The organism is Desulfosarcina variabilis str. Montpellier, assembly GCF_048565275.1.
Taxonomy (GTDB): Bacteria; Desulfobacterota; Desulfobacteria; order Desulfobacterales; family Desulfosarcinaceae; genus Desulfosarcina; species Desulfosarcina variabilis.
In genome coordinates, this window is record NZ_CP159846.1 from 2,929,221 (window position 1) to 2,944,329 (window position 15,109).

Sequence of the window (15,109 nt, forward strand, 5' to 3'; positions counted from 1 at the left end):
TTTTTGGTGCTGTCGCTCGAACTGTTCAATATTATAGCGGGATAATGCCAAGCGCAGCGCTTTTCTGGTAAAAGCGGACCTGCTTGTGTGAAGCAGCTTTGCTACACGATCAACTTCCTTCAAGCAGCCTGCGGCGCTGGCTGATGGGATTTTCCATCGCCGTAACGCTGGGCATCGGTTATGGAGTGGTTGCCGGCAGGGTGCAATGGATCGAGAAGGCCACCGCCAGGATTCCGCAGTTGATGCTGCTGGTGCCCGGCCTGGCATGGATACCGGTGGCTATTTTGCTTTTTGGGATTGGTGAGACGGCAACCCTTTTCATGATCGCCATTTCCGCCTTTGCACCGGTTGCCATCAACGTGCTGGGCGGGATCAAAAATATCGATATCCATCTGATCCGGGCCGCGCAGATGATGGGGGCTGGAAAAAATGCGCTATTTTTTCGCGTGTTGATCCCAGCGGCCCTGCCGGCCTTGATCAGCGGCCTGCGCATCGGGCTGGGTACCGGCTGGCGTGTGCTGGTGGCTGCCGAAATGGTGGTCGGCACCGGCACGGGTCTGGGGTATTCGATCATCCAGGCCCGCTGGACCCTGGACTATGCGTCATCGTTTGCCTGTATTGCCATGATTTGCATGATCGGCCTTTTGACCGAGCATGTTTTTTTAAGGCAAATCGAAAAACGAACCATCATGCGCTGGACCCCGACCACGGAAAACCAATGATCCGATTTGATCATGTAAGCAAGTATTTTACGCATAACGGCGGTCCACCCACTGGATTGAAACAGCAGGGCATCAAGGGACGCCAGTTGATCCATGCCACCACACAAAATCTCGAGCGCATGGGACTTTCTGAGCATGCGGACAAATATCCGTTTGCCCTTTCCGGTGGCATGCGCCAGCGGGTGGCTATTGCAAGGGTCCTGGCCCTGGAGCCCAAGGTCCTGCTCATGGACGAGCCGTTCAGCGCTCTGGATGCCAATACGCGTGAGCGGCTTCAGGACACGTTGCTGAGCATTTGGGCGGAAAGCCATCGCACCGTGCTTTACATCACCCATAGCGTGGAGGAAGCCGCCTACCTGGCGGATCGGGTCATTGTCATGGGCCAGGTGCCCGGTGGGGTGTTTGAGGATTTGGTGGTGGATTTACCTCGGCCCAGGCAGCGCACCAGTGCCGGGCTTCTGGCCTTGCAGGAAACCTTGCGTAGCTGTCTGGGCAGGCAGCCTTGTTGTATACAGCCGCAAGCAAGAATTAGCAATTAGCTCATAGCTGGCAGATCAATGTCGTTAACGCAGGGATGATAAAAATGCGGGCGCGGTAGGTTGGGTTGAGGTACGAAACCCAACAAGATTTTGTCGGGTATAGCTGCACTCAACCCGGACTTCTCAAACCGCTAACTGGTTCCCAAACTCTGCTTGGTAACCCTTATCCCGCAGAGGTGAACAGCGGTGCGCGCTCCCATGTGTAGCATGGGAGCGCGGTGAAGATATCTGTAATCAACTGTTTGGATGTTATGTAAAATAAGGAGAAGCGTAAATGTCATCGTGCAAGCGAACCGTTCTCCTTGCGCTTACCATTTCGACCTTGTTGCTTCTGGAGAGCCTGGCCTGTGTCGCCCATGCCAATGATTCGCTTTCTTTGCGGTTTGCCTTTCAGGACCGTGTTGGCAGCGTGATCCCCATCCTGGCTGTGAAAAAGGGCTTTTTCAAGGCGCAGCAACTGACCATCAAAACGTTGCGCTTCAGCAGTGGACCGGCCTGCGCCGAAGCCCTGTATTCCGGTGCGGCCGACATCGCTGGCATGGGTGACACCACGGCCATCATCATGGTGACCCGCAGTCCGGATATTGTCATTCTGGCCAGCCATGCCACTGGCGAGCATCGCCACCGGATCATGGTCCGGGAAAAATCCCCGATCCAGACCCTTGAAGATCTGAAGGGCAAACAATTGGCCGTAAAAAAAGGAACGTCCACCTATGGGGGGCTGCTGGCGGCCCTTGGCAAGGCCAATCTTTCACCGGCTGACATCCGGATCATCGATTTGACGCCACCCACCATGACCGAGGCGCTTCTGGCCGGGTCCATTGATGCCTTTGCTGCCAGCGAGCCTACCCCTTCCGCCGCCGAACAAAAGGGGGCGAGGGGACTGACCACCCTGGGCGGCCTGGGAAATGCCTATCCCCTATTGATCCTGGCCAGACGCGGCAAGCTTGCAGGAGGGGCCGAGGCCTTCGGGCGGTTTTTCATTGCCATGCGTCAGGCTGAGGCTTATGCTGCCGGGCATCCCGATGAAATTGCGCGTATGATGGCTGATGAAACCGGCCTGGCCCTGGCGACCACCAGACGGGCCATGCAGCGCCATCAATACCGTCTGCGGCTGGATAATGAAATTTTCTCCAGTCTCGAGCAAACAGCTGTGTTTCTCAAAGACCAGAAGATCATTTCTAACGTACCGGATTTTAAGAGCTGTACGGTTCCGTATGATACAATCACTTCACGTTGATTCCTCACTAGTTAACCGTTGTCAGCGAAGCGGTTGTCGTAATCGTAATCGAAATAGAAAATGACGGTTACGACAACGACAACGATTACGATCACGAAGATATAATGTAATGGGTCCGGTTCTTATCGGTGTATTCCGATTTTTTTAGAAGCCATACAAGGCTACTCAGGCAGCTCGCATTCCAACATGGAATCGCCCACAAATTCGAACACATCGCTCAGTCGGAGCACCCCCACAATTTGCTGTGGATCACGGTCGGCAGTGACCAACAGGGAATGGTGACGTCCGATGATCAGCCGGTGGATGGCCTCGTCCATGGTGGCGGTCTCGTTTACAAATTCTCCTTTGACCGGCGTATACATGATCTTTTTCACCTTGAGGTCGGCGGCTTTGCGGCACAGCCCTTCAAGGGCCTTTTCCCATAGATGATACTGTTCCAGGGTCTTTTTGAAAAATGCATCGCTAAGCCCCAGGCGATGGATCGAACCATCTTCGATTTGGTTTTTCAATTCCTTGTAGTTCGGCTCGAGTGCCTCGATAACATCATGCTGGCTCAATTTACCGACAATATGGTTTTTCTCATCGATCACCAGGATGGCGCGGTGTCGGTGGCGTTCTTTATTGAATACGGCCTGGGCCTTGCGCAGCGCCTTGACCGTATCCAGCAAGGTTGCGGTGACCGGCACCGTGGCATACTCAGCCAGCGGAACCATCATTGCTTTAACGTTTCTGGATTTCATATCACACCTCCGTTGAGTTCATCTTAGAGCCTATTTGAGAAGTCTGGATCAGGCCCGATAACAAGGCGGAAAATGGCTCAAAAGCGGAGCATATATGTAATATGTGAGCATTTTGAGACAGTTTCCAACGCCGTTAGCGGGCCTTAGACGGATTTATCAAACAGGCTCTTAGATTTATTCCGTGCGCAGTGCCTCGATAGGGTTCATGCGAGCCGCCTGACGGGCCGGCAGAATGCCGGACAGCAGACCGATCGTGATGGCCAGCGCCTCGGCCAGTATGACATACCCGATGGGGGTGTGGGTGGGCAGTTGAGGGACCAGAAAATGCAGCAACCAGGCCCCGCCGCTGCCGAAAATGACACCGGCCATGCCACCAATGGCGCCCAGTAGGGTGGCCTCGATGGCAAACAGGCCCATGATCCAGCCCCGTCCGGTGCCCAGGGCCCGCAAAAGGCCGATCTCCGACCGGCGCTGGCGCACGGCAATGGTCATGATGGTGGTGATGCCCACGCCACCGACCAGCAGGGAAATTCCGCCAATGGCACCCACGGCAAGGGTCAGTACCCCCAGCACCGAACCGAGGACATCCAGCATCTGATTTTGCGTTACGATAGTAAAATCCTGGCTGCCGTGGCGGGAGATCAAAAGGGTTCGGATTCGCTTGGCAATGCTATCCGCGTTGCTGCCGGCGGCAAACAGCACATCGATCTCCATGAGGCTTTGGCGGTTGAACATGGACAGGGCGCGCGAGGTGGGAATGTATACGGCATCGTCCAGATCGAATCCCAGCATTTGCCCCTTGGTTGCCATCACGCCAATGGCACGATAGCGTTCGCCGCCAATGCGAATGCGCCGCCCCAAAGGATTGCTTGTACCAAACAGCTCGCGGCTGACCTTGCTGCCTAAAACCGCCAAGGCCCGTGCACCATCCGTCTCATTTTCAGGCAGAAAACGGCCCTGGGCCACATCCAGCCGCCAGACCGTCGGCGCGTCGGCATCCACGCCGAGCACATACGTGCGCCGGCGGCGAGAACCAAACTCCACGGCGGCATTGCCTTGCACCACCGGCACGGCGGCCAGCACCCGTGGAATCCGTGACAGGGCCCGGGCATCAGCTATGGAAAGCGGCCTGACATTGCTGATCACCGCACCGGACATACCCGTGGTGGAGGTTCTTCCGGGGCTGATGCCGATCAGGTTGGTCCCGAACTGGGTGAACTCGGCTAGAACGAAGCGGTGGACCCCTTCACCCAGGGAGGTGAGTAAAACCACGGCGGCGATCCCCACGGCAATGCCCAGGATGGTGAGAAAGCTGCGCAGCCGCTGGCCGGCCAGGGCTGTCAGGGACCAGATTATGGCGTCATTTAGGATCATTATGATTTGGGTTATAAGTAAAGGGTAATGGGTAATGGGTTATTTTAAAGTTAGAAGTTAATGCATTCTATCGATTTTTATATAAAACGATTCCATCCATTCCTTCCACCTTCCACCTTCCACCTTCCACCTTTCACCTTTCAACCTCCCACTTCCCACTTCCGCTCTTCAGTCCACCGATCACCCCTCACCCCTCACCCCTCACCAATCCCTACTTCTCAGCCAACGCCATCACCGGGTCCAGGCGGGCGGCCCGGCGGGCCGGCAACAGACCAAAGATGATCCCGGTAAGAAGGGCCGTGGTGACAGCCGCCACCAGGGCCCATCCGGGGACGGTCATGGGAAACTGGGCGAAAAGTCTCTGCAGCACGCCCACACCCATCATGGAAAACATGAGCCCGGCAACTGTTCCGGTCAGAGAGAGCAGCGTTGATTCCACGAGAAAAAGGGCCATCACCTGTCCATGGGTGGCACCAATGGCCTTGAGAAGACCAATTTCTCCGGTGCGCTGAGAAATGGCGATGAGCATGACGTTCATGATCAGAATCCCGGCAACGGCCAGGCTGATGGCGGCAATCCCGGCCACACTCAGGGTGAGGGTGCGTAAAATACGGTCGAATGTGGCCAGCAGTGCATCCTGGGTGATCACGGTTACATCGTCCTCACCATCATGGCGGTCACGGATGATGGAAAGGATTTCTTTTCTGGCGCGGTCGATGGACTCCCGGTGCCTGGCCTGAACCAGGACACGAAACAACGTGTCCGTGTTGAACAGGGCCGTGGCCGAGGCCACCGGAATAATGGCCACATCGCCGATGTCCACCCCCAGGGACTGGCCTTTTTTGGACAGGGTGCCGATGACGCGGAACCGGCGCTGGCCGATGCGTACGAAGCGGCCAAGCGGTGAACGGTTGCCGAACAGCTCTTTTTTGGCCTTGTGGCCCAATACGCAGACCGCTTCGGACCGGGACACATCGCCCGCAGGGATGAAGCGCCCGACGGCCAGGGTCATGTTGCGGATCGGCAATAGCTCGGCATTGGAGCCCAGGATGGTGATTTCACGCTCCAGGCTGCCAACGGAAACCGGCGCCGAGCCGACCACAATGGGCGCCACCCGGCGTACCGCAGTGCTGCGTGTCAGGGCCATGGCATCGGCAATGGTCAGATCCCTGGGGGTTTGTCCCATCATGGGGGGCGGGCCGCCAACGGTTTCCGAACGGCCCGGCAGGATGATCAAAAGATGGGTTCCCAGGGTGCTGAACTGGTTGGTCACATAAAGGCGGGTGCTCTCGCCCAGGCTGGCCAAAAGGACCACCGCAGCCACGCCAATGGCCATGGCCAACAGCATCAGGCCCGAGCGCAAAGGGTATCCGGTCACGGCATGACGGCAGAACCCGAATGCATCCACGATTCTCATGCGTGCTGCTCCTGATCGCTGACGATACGGCCATCCACCAGACGAATGGACCGCCGGGCCCGTTTTCCGATCTGCGGATCATGGGTGACGATCAGCACGGTCAGGCCCGCTTTGCCCAGGGATTCGATGACCTGGATAATCTCCTCGCCCGAGGCGCGGTCCAGGTTGCCGGTGGGCTCGTCGGCCAGGATGATGGCCGGATTCATGATCACGGCCCGGGCAATGGCCACGCGCTGGCGCTGGCCGCCGGATAGCTGGTCCGGCCGGTGGCGAGCGCGGTCCGTCAGGCCGAAACGGGCCAGGGCGTGGCTTACCCGTTCCCGTCGCTGCCGCGGCGGAACCCCGGCCAGCATCAGCGGCAGGGCCACATTGTCCGCGGCGCTCAGGCGGGGAATCAGATGAAAAAACTGAAAGATGAAACCGATCTGGTGCCGCCGTATGGCCGCCTGACGGTCATCGCCAAGACGGGTGGTGTTCTGATCGTCGATGTGGTAGGTGCCGTGGTCCGGTCGGTCCAGCAGGCCCAGAATATTGAGCAGCGTTGATTTGCCGGACCCGGACGGTCCCATGATGGACAGGTATTCACCTTCTTTTACCGTCAGGGTTACGCGGTCCAGCGCATGAACTTGTTCTCCACCCACATTGAATATGCGGCTGACATGGTCCAGGCGAATCACGGCGTCTCCTCCAGGATTGTGGCGGATGCGCCGTCTTTCAGGCCCGGGATATCGATGTTGACCACCACCTGCTCGCCTGCGCTGACGCCTTCAATCACCTCGGTGAAATCCCAATTGGCCAGGCCCGTGCGAATCTGGCGCTGGTTGATTTGCTCCAGGCCTTCCCGGTAAACGTAAACCTGGCCGTCGACCATGAGCGCCTCGGTGGGGATGCGCACCACGTCGGGGCGCACATCCAGGATAATCTCAATGTCGGCGCTGTAACCGGCCAGAAGGTCGGTGAAATCGTCCGGGTTGGTAAAGGCGACTTCCACATCTACGGTACGGGCCTGTTTTTCCAGGTCCAGCACATAATCGGCAATGCGGCGCACCCGACCATCGAACACGCGGCTGCCGTGGGCATCCATGGTAATGCGGGCCGGCATACCGACCTGAATGCCGGCCACATCGACTTCATCGATGGGGGCGATCACGTAATAACATCCGGTGGCGATGATGTCGATCACCGGTGGGGTGGGGACGCCCAGCGGGGAGGGAGTGACATATTCGAAACGCTCACCGTTGATTTCACCGATGACGCCGTCAAAGGGCGCCGTCAGACGGGTGCGCTCGAGTGTTGCCTGGGCCACGGCCAGCTGGGCCTCCCGTACCAGCACTTCGCTGCGCGCGCCATTGCACTCGGCCCCCAGGGCCTCGGCTTCGGCCAGGGCATTTTCCGTGCGCTCCTGGGTGCCGACATTGGATTTGAGCAGTGCCGACAGCCGGTCGGCGTTTTTGGCGGCCACATCGGCCCGTGAACAGGCGGAACGGGCCCGGGCCCGGGTGGCCATGACTTCGCGCCGGGCCAACAGGATCTGGGCCGCCAGATCCTGGTTCCAGAGTTCAAGGAGCAGGTCACCCGTTTTGACCCGGTCGCCTTCATGCACCGGCAGCCGGGCAATCTGGCCACCGATACTGGGCGACAGCTTGGCCCGGCGACAGGCTTTGACCGTGCCTGCCCGCGTGTTGGCCACCGTATGTTCCACCCTGCCGCGGGTAACGGGTTTGACCACAACAGCCAGTGGGGCAGGGCGGGTGATATATCGGAATCCCCATACCAGTGATACTACAACGATCACCAGAATCATCCATTTAATGATTTTATGGCGCAACCCCCGTTTATTTTTTTGCTCAACGTCCACATTGCCCCTCTACAATAGAAATTTCCTTGACCCTTTCAGCCGATTTCCAGTATACACCATCTTGGTTTATCTTACGCAGCGAAATTTACCGATGGCACATTCACAGTCGTGTATCCGTGTTTCTGCCCTGATTCTGATAGCGCCAAGGAAAGTTGAACAAGAATTTTGAGAAAACCAAATATTTTGAAACAGATCGCCACCCTTGTCTTTATTGTAGCCGGTTTTCATTCAGCAACTGCCAGCGGGTTGGACTCGATTACGTTTGAATGGCAATGGAATGCCGGTAATACTAATTACACTTCAGGGCCCGATGGGGAGATTGCCTTCGATTTGTATATGCGAACCGAAGACGATGCCGAGTATGATTTTGAATACCCGGCTATTGCGGGCATTGATAATTGCTGGCTTGATGGTGACCAATACACTTGCCAGGCTGCCCTGGAACACCCGTTTGAACCGGGCATACACTATTTTTTCTCGGTTGTTGCCTACCTGGTTGATGATCAAGAGTCGGCCAGCACGTTTTCCAACGAGATTGAATACACCGTTGATGACTTGGATTCCTCTGCCGGAAGCACTGTTACCACCGCTGACGCTGCCGATGAAGACAGCAGTGACACTTCTATGACCCCCAATGCAAACAGCAGTGCGCTCTACAGTGGCCAAGGCGATGCCAATGCAGGCTCATCATCCACGACTGGCGGTGCGGGCGGCAACGCTGGTGGATGTTTTATCATTATTAGCCTTACTGAATAGTTTTTTTGCCTGCACCTTTAGGCAAAATAAAAAAACCTCCCGAAGGAGGTTTTTTATCGAATTACTGATAGATGCTCAGCAGTTAACAGCTAAACGCCGACTCGGTTTTTATACCAATCATAAGTTCGTTTGATACCTTCCTTCAGCGTGATCGACGCGCGCCACCCCAAGGCTGACATACGTGACACATCGAGCAGTTTTTGAGATGTCCCGTCCGGTTTCGATGTATCAAATTCTATCTTAATGTCCAGCCCGGCAACATCCCGGATGATATCGGCCAATTCTCTGATCGTGATGTCGGACCCGGTGCCGACGTTAACGAAACACGGCAACGGATAATTCAAAAGATGCTGTGAAACTGTTTGGTCATCGAGGTTCATTACAAACACGCAGGCATCGGCCATATCATCCACGTGTAAAAATTCACGCTTGGGATTTCCAGTCCCCCAAAGCATTACGGATGGCTGCCGGGCGTGGACGGGAGACTTTGCATATTCAAGGGACGCTTTGATGTCGGAAGGGATCGGCCCATAGGTCACTTCGTCCTTTTCAATGCCTTCCCAATCGCCCTTTGCCGCCAACGTGGCCAAATGAAATTTGCGAATCATGGCCGGCAGAACATGAGAATTCTCGAGGTCAAAATTATCATTCGGGCCGTATAAATTGGTGGGCATCACGGCCATGAAGCGTGTTTTGTACTGGCGGTTGTATGCCTCACACAATTTGATGCCGGCGATTTTGGCGATGGCATAGGGCTCGTTTGTGGGTTCAAGCAGGCCGGTGAGCAGGTGCGTCTCCTGCATGGGCTGCGGGGCCAGTTTGGGATAGATACAGGAGGATCCTAAGAAAAGCAGACGTTCCACGCCGCTTTTATAGGCGGCATGAATGATATTGTTCTGGATTACCAGGTTGTCGTGGATAAACCAGGCCGGGTAGGAATTGTTGGCATGAATTCCACCGACCCGTGCCGCCGCGATAAAAACATAGGCCGGATTCTCCTTTTGGAAAAATTGTGAAACCGCGTCCTGGCGGGTCAGGTCGGCTTGAACCAGTTTCAATCCCTCGGGGATTTCTCCTGTGTGATTTGAAAACCATGAGGCATCGGGCCGCCGGTGGTGATAACTGCCGATGAGATTCGTGTACCCCAGGGAAAGCAACCTGCGGATAATGGCGCTGCCGACCATTCCCGTGGAGCCTGCGACAAATATCTTGGCGTCCTTAGGCATGGCTGAGTGCTCAGGTCCGGGGACTGATGCGTTTTCTTGTTGATTTAAATTTTTCATCCTCTGGAATTCCAATGTAATTGAATGCTATATTTACTCCTGATGTTGAATGACCCGGAACCCGGCGCGCTGGACCAGTTCATCGCGCTTGGCTTCTTCCAGGTCTTCCCGAATCATCTCTGTTACCAGATCCTCAAAGCTGGTTTTAGGCACCCAGCCCAGTTTTTCCCTGGCCTTTGCGGGATCACCGAGCAGGGTCTCGACCTCCGTGGGGCGAAAATAGGTTGGATCAACGGCCACGATGGTTTTTCCATTGGCCACATTGATACCTTTTTCATCAACGCCTTCACCCTCCCAGCGGATGGCGATCCCCAGCTCCCGCGCCGCCACATTTACAAAATCCCTGACTGAATGTTGCTCACCGGAGGCAATAACAAAATCATCCGGTTGGTCCTGCTGCAGCATCAGCCACTGCATCTCAACGTAATCTCTGGCGTGGCCCCAGTCGCGCATGGCGTTCAGATTGCCCAAATACAGGCATTCTTCCATGCCCAGATATATCCGCGACAAGGCCCGGGTGATTTTGCGGGTGACGAACGTTTCCCCTCGAATCGGTGACTCATGATTAAAGAGAATCCCGTTGCAGGCAAAGATGCCATAGGCTTCACGATAATTGACGGTTATCCAATAAGCGTACAATTTTGCACAGGCGTATGGAGAGCGTGGGTAAAAAGGGGTTCTTTCTGTCTGGGGCGTCTCCTGTACCAAGCCGTAAAGCTCTGACGTTGACGCCTGATAAAAGCGGGTCTTTTTTTCCAACCCCAACAATCGGATTCCTTCAAGAAGACGCATGGCGCCCAATCCATCCACATCCGCCGTATACTCGGCCGTTTCAAAGGAAACCTGGACATGACTCTGGGCGGCAAGATTATAGACTTAATCCGGCTGAACCTGCTGGAGGACCCGAATGAGGTTGGTGGAATCGGTAAGATCACCGTAATGCAAAATCATTCCACGATCCTGCTCATGCGGATCCTTGTAAAGATGGTCGATGCGATCCGTGTTAAAAAGGGATGCCCTGCGCTTGATGCCATGAACTTCGTATCCTTTTTGCAATAGCATCTCGGCAAGATAAGCACCATCCTGGCCTGTGATTCCTGTAATTAATGCTTTTTTCATTTTTTACACTCATGGTTTTTTAGCTGTTAGCTGTTAGCTGTTAGCTGTTGGCTGTTAGCCGTTAGCCGTTGGTCGTCAGCAAACCGTTTTCATAAGACTTCATGATTATATCTGAAGATCTAACATATTACTATAACAGGAAAATAACGCAAACCTTTTATCCAGCAATTGTAATTATGCCATTTCGAGCTTTCGAACCGATTACGATTACGAGCACCGCTTCGCTGAGCACGAGCACGACGGGCATTGGCGTTTTTCGTGCGCGTAATCGTAATCGATCATTATTTTTACAATCGATCGATGAAATTTCTACTGAACACATCCAAAATTACAATTGCTGTCATTTTATCTTGAGGCTCAATTTCACTTGACCCTTATACATGCGGCAAGCTCGATAATCGCCCAGTTTAGTTGACATTAATGCCTTCGTTATCTTCGATCTTATCTTGCAAAATACGTCATATAAACTTAAGAAAAGAGAACCTGAATTTTAATGTGTCCTTGAGCCCGTCCGCTGATTATGTTGAGCCTCAAATGATTTAGAAAAATTGATAGCGGCAAGCATGCAACAATAGGAACCGAGCCAGAAATAAAAAAACCTCCCGAAGGAGGTTTTCTTATTTCTCTTGAACGATCAGTAGCACAAATTGGTAGAAAACAACATTTCCCAGACAAATTTAGGTTAATATGTTATCAACAGGCTTAACCACCCCCCCAGAAACTGAAAATAAGGCTGAATGCGGGTTCTTATCCTGCTCCATGAACAAGTTTAACTTTGAAAAAAGTTGAACTGAATCAGCTGCGAAAAGTGTAACCAAATAGCTGGATATCTTCATGATATATATTTTTTACATGTGCAATTGATTCTTCGTCATACATGGATCTATAGTCCTCTCCGCTACCTTTTTTTTTATGAGGAAATTCAATTTCAGGTAAATTCAGGCGTTCCTTTATTTTCGTAAAAGTATCTTGCAGAGTCTCAAATTTTCCGATGTAATCCAAAGGTATTAGCCCCTTATAGTTCTTCAACCAATATGTCTGTGGTCTTAACATACCTTTGCCAATATTGACCTTTAGAAATTGATTAAATGTTAAATCTGACGTAATTCCTTGATTCTTTTTGTGTATTTTGTCACGCATAACATTCTTATACCATGAAAAAGCCCTGTCCCATGGATTCCTCACCACAGCAAACTTGAAATATTTTTCATATTGTTCCTTCGTGACTGTAGTTTTATTCTTCTTATTGGCTACTTTTTTATAATTGTAATATTTCACTCTTCTCAAATACTCTTTTATGTTTTCCTTTGATGAGAATGTACATATGGTTAAAACTGGTTTTTCTATAGTTCTTATTGATCTGTGATCTTGCCCTCCTCGTCCATGATGGCCATCAAAATGTCCAAGAGCGCTCTCAATACTTGAACCAGCACATTTAGGAATGTGAATGAAAATGCATTTGTGATTATGTGAAATCATATTTTTTTACCAATAGTGCTTGATTCGGTGACGTGATCCATGGGCATTTTATATTCCTTTAAAGAAAGCTCTTAAGGCTCAACGCTTGCAGTTTATCTAACGGCTATTGCCTGCGAGTTATCAACTTTCTCCGGCGGTTCCTTTTGCTATTCCTGAACCTTGCACCGATGCGCCGTTTTTTTCCCGAAGGAAATATCTTTTTTGGAACCTTTAAAATCTCTATACCGGTATCCGTTGATGGAGACGCAATCCCATCTTGCCCAATTTGAATATCCCTCAAGCTTTCGTCATCGACTTTTTGGCCTCTTCGTTCAGGGATGTGCCTTGTATACGAAAATCGACGCCGATCTGGAATAAGCCGTTTGTCAGATATATTGGAAGCCACGTTCTAATCCGATCCTTAAGTATTAAAACCTGTGTGAGAACCCTGTCTAAAGCCTGCTGACAGCCAACGGCTAACCAACTAACCAACCAACAGCTGACGGCTAATCGCTCATTTTATAGTTATCCGCTTTGGGAATGAACTGACCAGGTACTTGCATCATAAGGTTTTTATTTGGAACGTTAACCCGCGCTTCTCGCGGATCAACCAACCAACTAACTAAATTGGGAAACGCATGAAATTATCCCCGAGTTTCCCATGTCCCCAAAATTCAACAACATCCAACTATGCTGCATGTTCTACCTCGGAACGAATTTTTTCACCCATTTCGTTTTCAGTCAGGGCCAGTTCATAGCGCGATTGAAGGTTCATCCAAAATTGTGGACTATTCCCAAAAAATACAGATAGCCTTAAAGCGGTTTCCGCGGATATCCCTCGTTTTCCATTAATAATTTGCGTAATTCTACCTGAAGTAACTATCAACGCCAACGCTAGTTTATTTGCAGAAAAATTTCTGGATGATAATTCTCTTTTTAAAATTCTACCAGGGTGGATCGCTTTCATTCGTTATCCCTTATGATAATCGGTAATTTCAACATCGTATGCATCACCATCTTTAAACGTGAAACAAATACGCCATGGACCATTTATCGTCATCGCCCATTGGCCGGACCTATTTCCGGATAGTTTAAACTAAACTGGGCGATTCAAATTCTGGTACACATGAAAATGGGTAAGCATGGTAACACAATAGGTCATTATTGCCTTCCAGAATTTGAACCCCTGACGGGTTTGCCGATCCCACCGCATCTTCCCGGTGGCGGGATCTTCGAACCGCGTTAGATGTCTTCCCGCATAGGCGACTATAACGGAAAGCCATCTGCCTTGTATATGCGGCAAGCTCGACAATCGCCCAGCTTAGTTTATGAAGCCCAACGCTTCTTAGCGGACTAAGGTCCTGAAGAGAGACAGTAGCATCCAACATCGCTAAGAGGTTTTCAGTTAGATACAAACGTTATCTTAGAGTCCATTGAAATAAATCCAAAAAAAGGTGTCGAGCTCACCAGCTAAATCGTTTCCCGCCTTTCCAGCGCATCTCGCGGATCAACTTACCAACCAACCAACTAACTAACCAACTAACCGCTCAATCTATTCGTTGTCCGCCTTAGGAATAAAACTAACCAGGTACTTGCACAAAAGATAGAATAGATCTCCATCCCGGTGATTGTAGCGAAACTCCAACTCTTTCAGATAGTGGGGAAATTTATCGAGGGAAATGCCTCTGTGTTTGAGGATCTTTGATTTTGCATACGACCAGAAATCCGATTCGCCGTTTATTTTGTATGTTTCCTGGTATTCATCTTGCTTTTCATATTGCTGGGAACCTTTAAAATTATGGAAAATAAGGGCTACGTAGGGATAACATGCATCGGTGTAAAAGATTTTTGTGTCTCTCAGCATTTTGGGCTTCAGGGTAATCAATGTTGTCATGGGGAAGTATTTTAAAATATCGATTTTAACCCGGCCCTGTTGTTCAATAATGCCGAAAACACCAACCAATGCTTCTTTTTTTTGCCTGTCGACCCATTCTTTACCTCTGAAATAAAAATAATCAAGCCAGCTTGACGAATCCGGTGCGTTGGCAATGATGGCCAGTCTTAACAGTTCAAGTGCTTTCAGCGTGGTTGGATAGCTGATGGTAAGCTTGTCGGTTATCTGTTTCGCAGGAAGCTCAGCTTCAAAAAATTTGATCAACAGCAACCACTGGCGGTATGGGATCTGGCTTTTGCTTATCCAGCGACCGGTAAAATCATGAAATGTATAACCGCAGCGTTTGCAGCGCATGGTTTGCTGGGCCGTACGGTAGTATTGAAAACTGTGGCATCGAATACAGTACCGCCGGTAGTTATCCCAGCATAATTTTCTGAAAAAGGCAGTTGCGGATTTTTCTGTATTAACAATCTGTTCGAAGGTCTTTTTCATCTGGAAAAGTACGGGAGATGGTGTAGAAGCTTTTATAAGTTTCTAAAATCAATGGGTAAAAAAGTGCAACGAATAAGCAAAAAGGTAACGCCGAAGGTGGTGAAAAAGGGTAGTTAAAACATCTTCCAGAAACACTGCCGCATAAATTATTTGCGAAATTTACCTATGTGAAATATTTTTCATATAAAAAATTTCCCAGTTATTATGGATTGATGTG

13 protein-coding genes and 1 pseudogene are annotated in these 15,109 nt (G+C 51.5%); 4 read left to right on the top strand and 10 right to left on the bottom strand.

Annotation, left to right across the window (positions count from 1 at the left end):
- The first annotated feature begins 98 nt into the window (after positions 1–98).
- From Dvar_RS13115 to Dvar_RS13125, 3 genes are all read left to right on the top strand, one after another.
- Positions 99–722 carry an ABC transporter permease gene (locus tag Dvar_RS13115; RefSeq protein ID WP_419662154.1) on the top strand — a complete coding sequence of 208 codons (624 nt, stop codon included), beginning with the start codon at positions 99–101 and terminating at the stop codon, positions 720–722.
- On the top strand, positions 719–1,261 hold the full coding sequence (locus Dvar_RS13120; RefSeq protein WP_419662155.1) for an ABC transporter ATP-binding protein: 543 nt from the start codon (positions 719–721) through the stop codon (positions 1,259–1,261). Before Dvar_RS13115 ends, Dvar_RS13120 begins: the two co-directional genes overlap by 4 nt.
- Positions 1,262–1,535: 274 nt before the next feature.
- A complete protein-coding gene (locus tag Dvar_RS13125; RefSeq protein WP_419662156.1) occupies positions 1,536–2,501 on the top strand; it encodes an ABC transporter substrate-binding protein in 966 nt (321 codons plus the stop codon).
- A 161-nt stretch (positions 2,502–2,662) separates the two neighbouring features.
- Here Dvar_RS13125 and Dvar_RS13130 read toward each other — a convergent pair whose 3' ends face one another.
- The 5 genes from Dvar_RS13130 to Dvar_RS13150 all read right to left on the bottom strand — a co-directional run bounded on the left by Dvar_RS13130 (position 2,663) and on the right by Dvar_RS13150 (position 7,827).
- On the bottom strand, positions 2,663–3,241 hold the full coding sequence (locus Dvar_RS13130) for an HPP family protein (protein WP_419662157.1): 579 nt from the start codon (positions 3,239–3,241) through the stop codon (positions 2,663–2,665).
- A 174-nt stretch (positions 3,242–3,415) separates the two neighbouring features.
- A complete protein-coding gene (locus tag Dvar_RS13135; RefSeq protein WP_419662158.1) occupies positions 3,416–4,615 on the bottom strand; it encodes an ABC transporter permease in 1,200 nt (399 codons plus the stop codon).
- Positions 4,616–4,826: 211 nt separating this feature from the next.
- Positions 4,827–6,032 (bottom strand): ABC transporter permease, encoded by a 1,206-nt coding sequence (locus Dvar_RS13140; RefSeq protein ID WP_419662159.1) that lies wholly within the window; start codon positions 6,030–6,032, stop codon positions 4,827–4,829.
- On the bottom strand, positions 6,029–6,709 hold the full coding sequence (locus Dvar_RS13145; RefSeq protein ID WP_419662160.1) for an ABC transporter ATP-binding protein: 681 nt from the start codon (positions 6,707–6,709) through the stop codon (positions 6,029–6,031). Before Dvar_RS13145 ends, Dvar_RS13140 begins: the two co-directional genes overlap by 4 nt.
- On the bottom strand, positions 6,706–7,827 hold the full coding sequence (locus tag Dvar_RS13150; protein WP_419662161.1) for an efflux RND transporter periplasmic adaptor subunit: 1,122 nt from the start codon (positions 7,825–7,827) through the stop codon (positions 6,706–6,708). Before Dvar_RS13150 ends, Dvar_RS13145 begins: the two co-directional genes overlap by 4 nt.
- A gap of 228 nt (positions 7,828–8,055) precedes the next feature.
- On the opposite strand from Dvar_RS13150, the gene Dvar_RS13155 reads away from it, so the two are divergent.
- On the top strand, positions 8,056–8,646 hold the full coding sequence (locus Dvar_RS13155; protein ID WP_419662162.1) for a hypothetical protein: 591 nt from the start codon (positions 8,056–8,058) through the stop codon (positions 8,644–8,646).
- A gap of 89 nt (positions 8,647–8,735) precedes the next feature.
- Here Dvar_RS13155 and Dvar_RS13160 read toward each other — a convergent pair whose 3' ends face one another.
- The 5 genes and pseudogenes from Dvar_RS13160 to Dvar_RS13180 all read right to left on the bottom strand — a co-directional run bounded on the left by Dvar_RS13160 (position 8,736) and on the right by Dvar_RS13180 (position 14,892).
- Positions 8,736–9,872, bottom strand: a complete 1,137-nt coding sequence (locus Dvar_RS13160) for a GDP-L-fucose synthase family protein (RefSeq protein WP_419664107.1) — start codon at positions 9,870–9,872, stop codon at positions 8,736–8,738.
- Between the two features lie 90 nt (positions 9,873–9,962).
- Positions 9,963–11,048 (bottom strand): annotated as a pseudogene (gene gmd, locus Dvar_RS13165) (GDP-mannose 4,6-dehydratase).
- A gap of 795 nt (positions 11,049–11,843) precedes the next feature.
- The gene (locus Dvar_RS13170) at positions 11,844–12,527 is read right to left on the bottom strand and encodes a sulfotransferase family 2 domain-containing protein (RefSeq protein ID WP_419662163.1); all 684 of its coding nucleotides are present in this window, start codon (positions 12,525–12,527) and stop codon (positions 11,844–11,846) included.
- A gap of 667 nt (positions 12,528–13,194) precedes the next feature.
- Positions 13,195–13,473, bottom strand: coding sequence for a HigA family addiction module antitoxin (locus Dvar_RS13175; protein WP_419662164.1), 279 nt, complete (start codon positions 13,471–13,473; stop codon positions 13,195–13,197).
- A 585-nt stretch (positions 13,474–14,058) separates the two neighbouring features.
- Complete coding sequence (locus tag Dvar_RS13180) at positions 14,059–14,892, bottom strand: transposase (protein ID WP_419662165.1); 834 nt, start codon at positions 14,890–14,892, stop codon at positions 14,059–14,061.
- Between the last annotated feature and the right edge of the window lie 217 nt (positions 14,893–15,109).

Bases quoted from the DNA above. Each gene is read 5' to 3' on its own strand.
- Dvar_RS13120 (WP_419662155.1), top strand. From the start codon at position 719: ATGATCCGATTTGATCATGTAAGCAAGTATTTTACGCATAACGGCGGT.
- Dvar_RS13125 (WP_419662156.1), top strand. From the start codon at position 1,536: ATGTCATCGTGCAAGCGAACCGTTCTCCTTGCGCTTACCATTTCGACC.
- Dvar_RS13130 (WP_419662157.1), bottom strand. From the start codon at position 3,241: ATGAAATCCAGAAACGTTAAAGCAATGATGGTTCCGCTGGCTGAGTAT.
- Dvar_RS13135 (WP_419662158.1), bottom strand. From the start codon at position 4,615: ATGATCCTAAATGACGCCATAATCTGGTCCCTGACAGCCCTGGCCGGC.
- Dvar_RS13140 (WP_419662159.1), bottom strand. From the start codon at position 6,032: ATGAGAATCGTGGATGCATTCGGGTTCTGCCGTCATGCCGTGACCGGA.
- Dvar_RS13160 (WP_419664107.1), bottom strand. From the start codon at position 9,872: ATGCCTAAGGACGCCAAGATATTTGTCGCAGGCTCCACGGGAATGGTC.
- Dvar_RS13170 (WP_419662163.1), bottom strand. From the start codon at position 12,527: ATGATTTCACATAATCACAAATGCATTTTCATTCACATTCCTAAATGT.
- Dvar_RS13175 (WP_419662164.1), bottom strand. From the start codon at position 13,473: ATGAAAGCGATCCACCCTGGTAGAATTTTAAAAAGAGAATTATCATCC.
- Dvar_RS13180 (WP_419662165.1), bottom strand. From the start codon at position 14,892: ATGAAAAAGACCTTCGAACAGATTGTTAATACAGAAAAATCCGCAACT.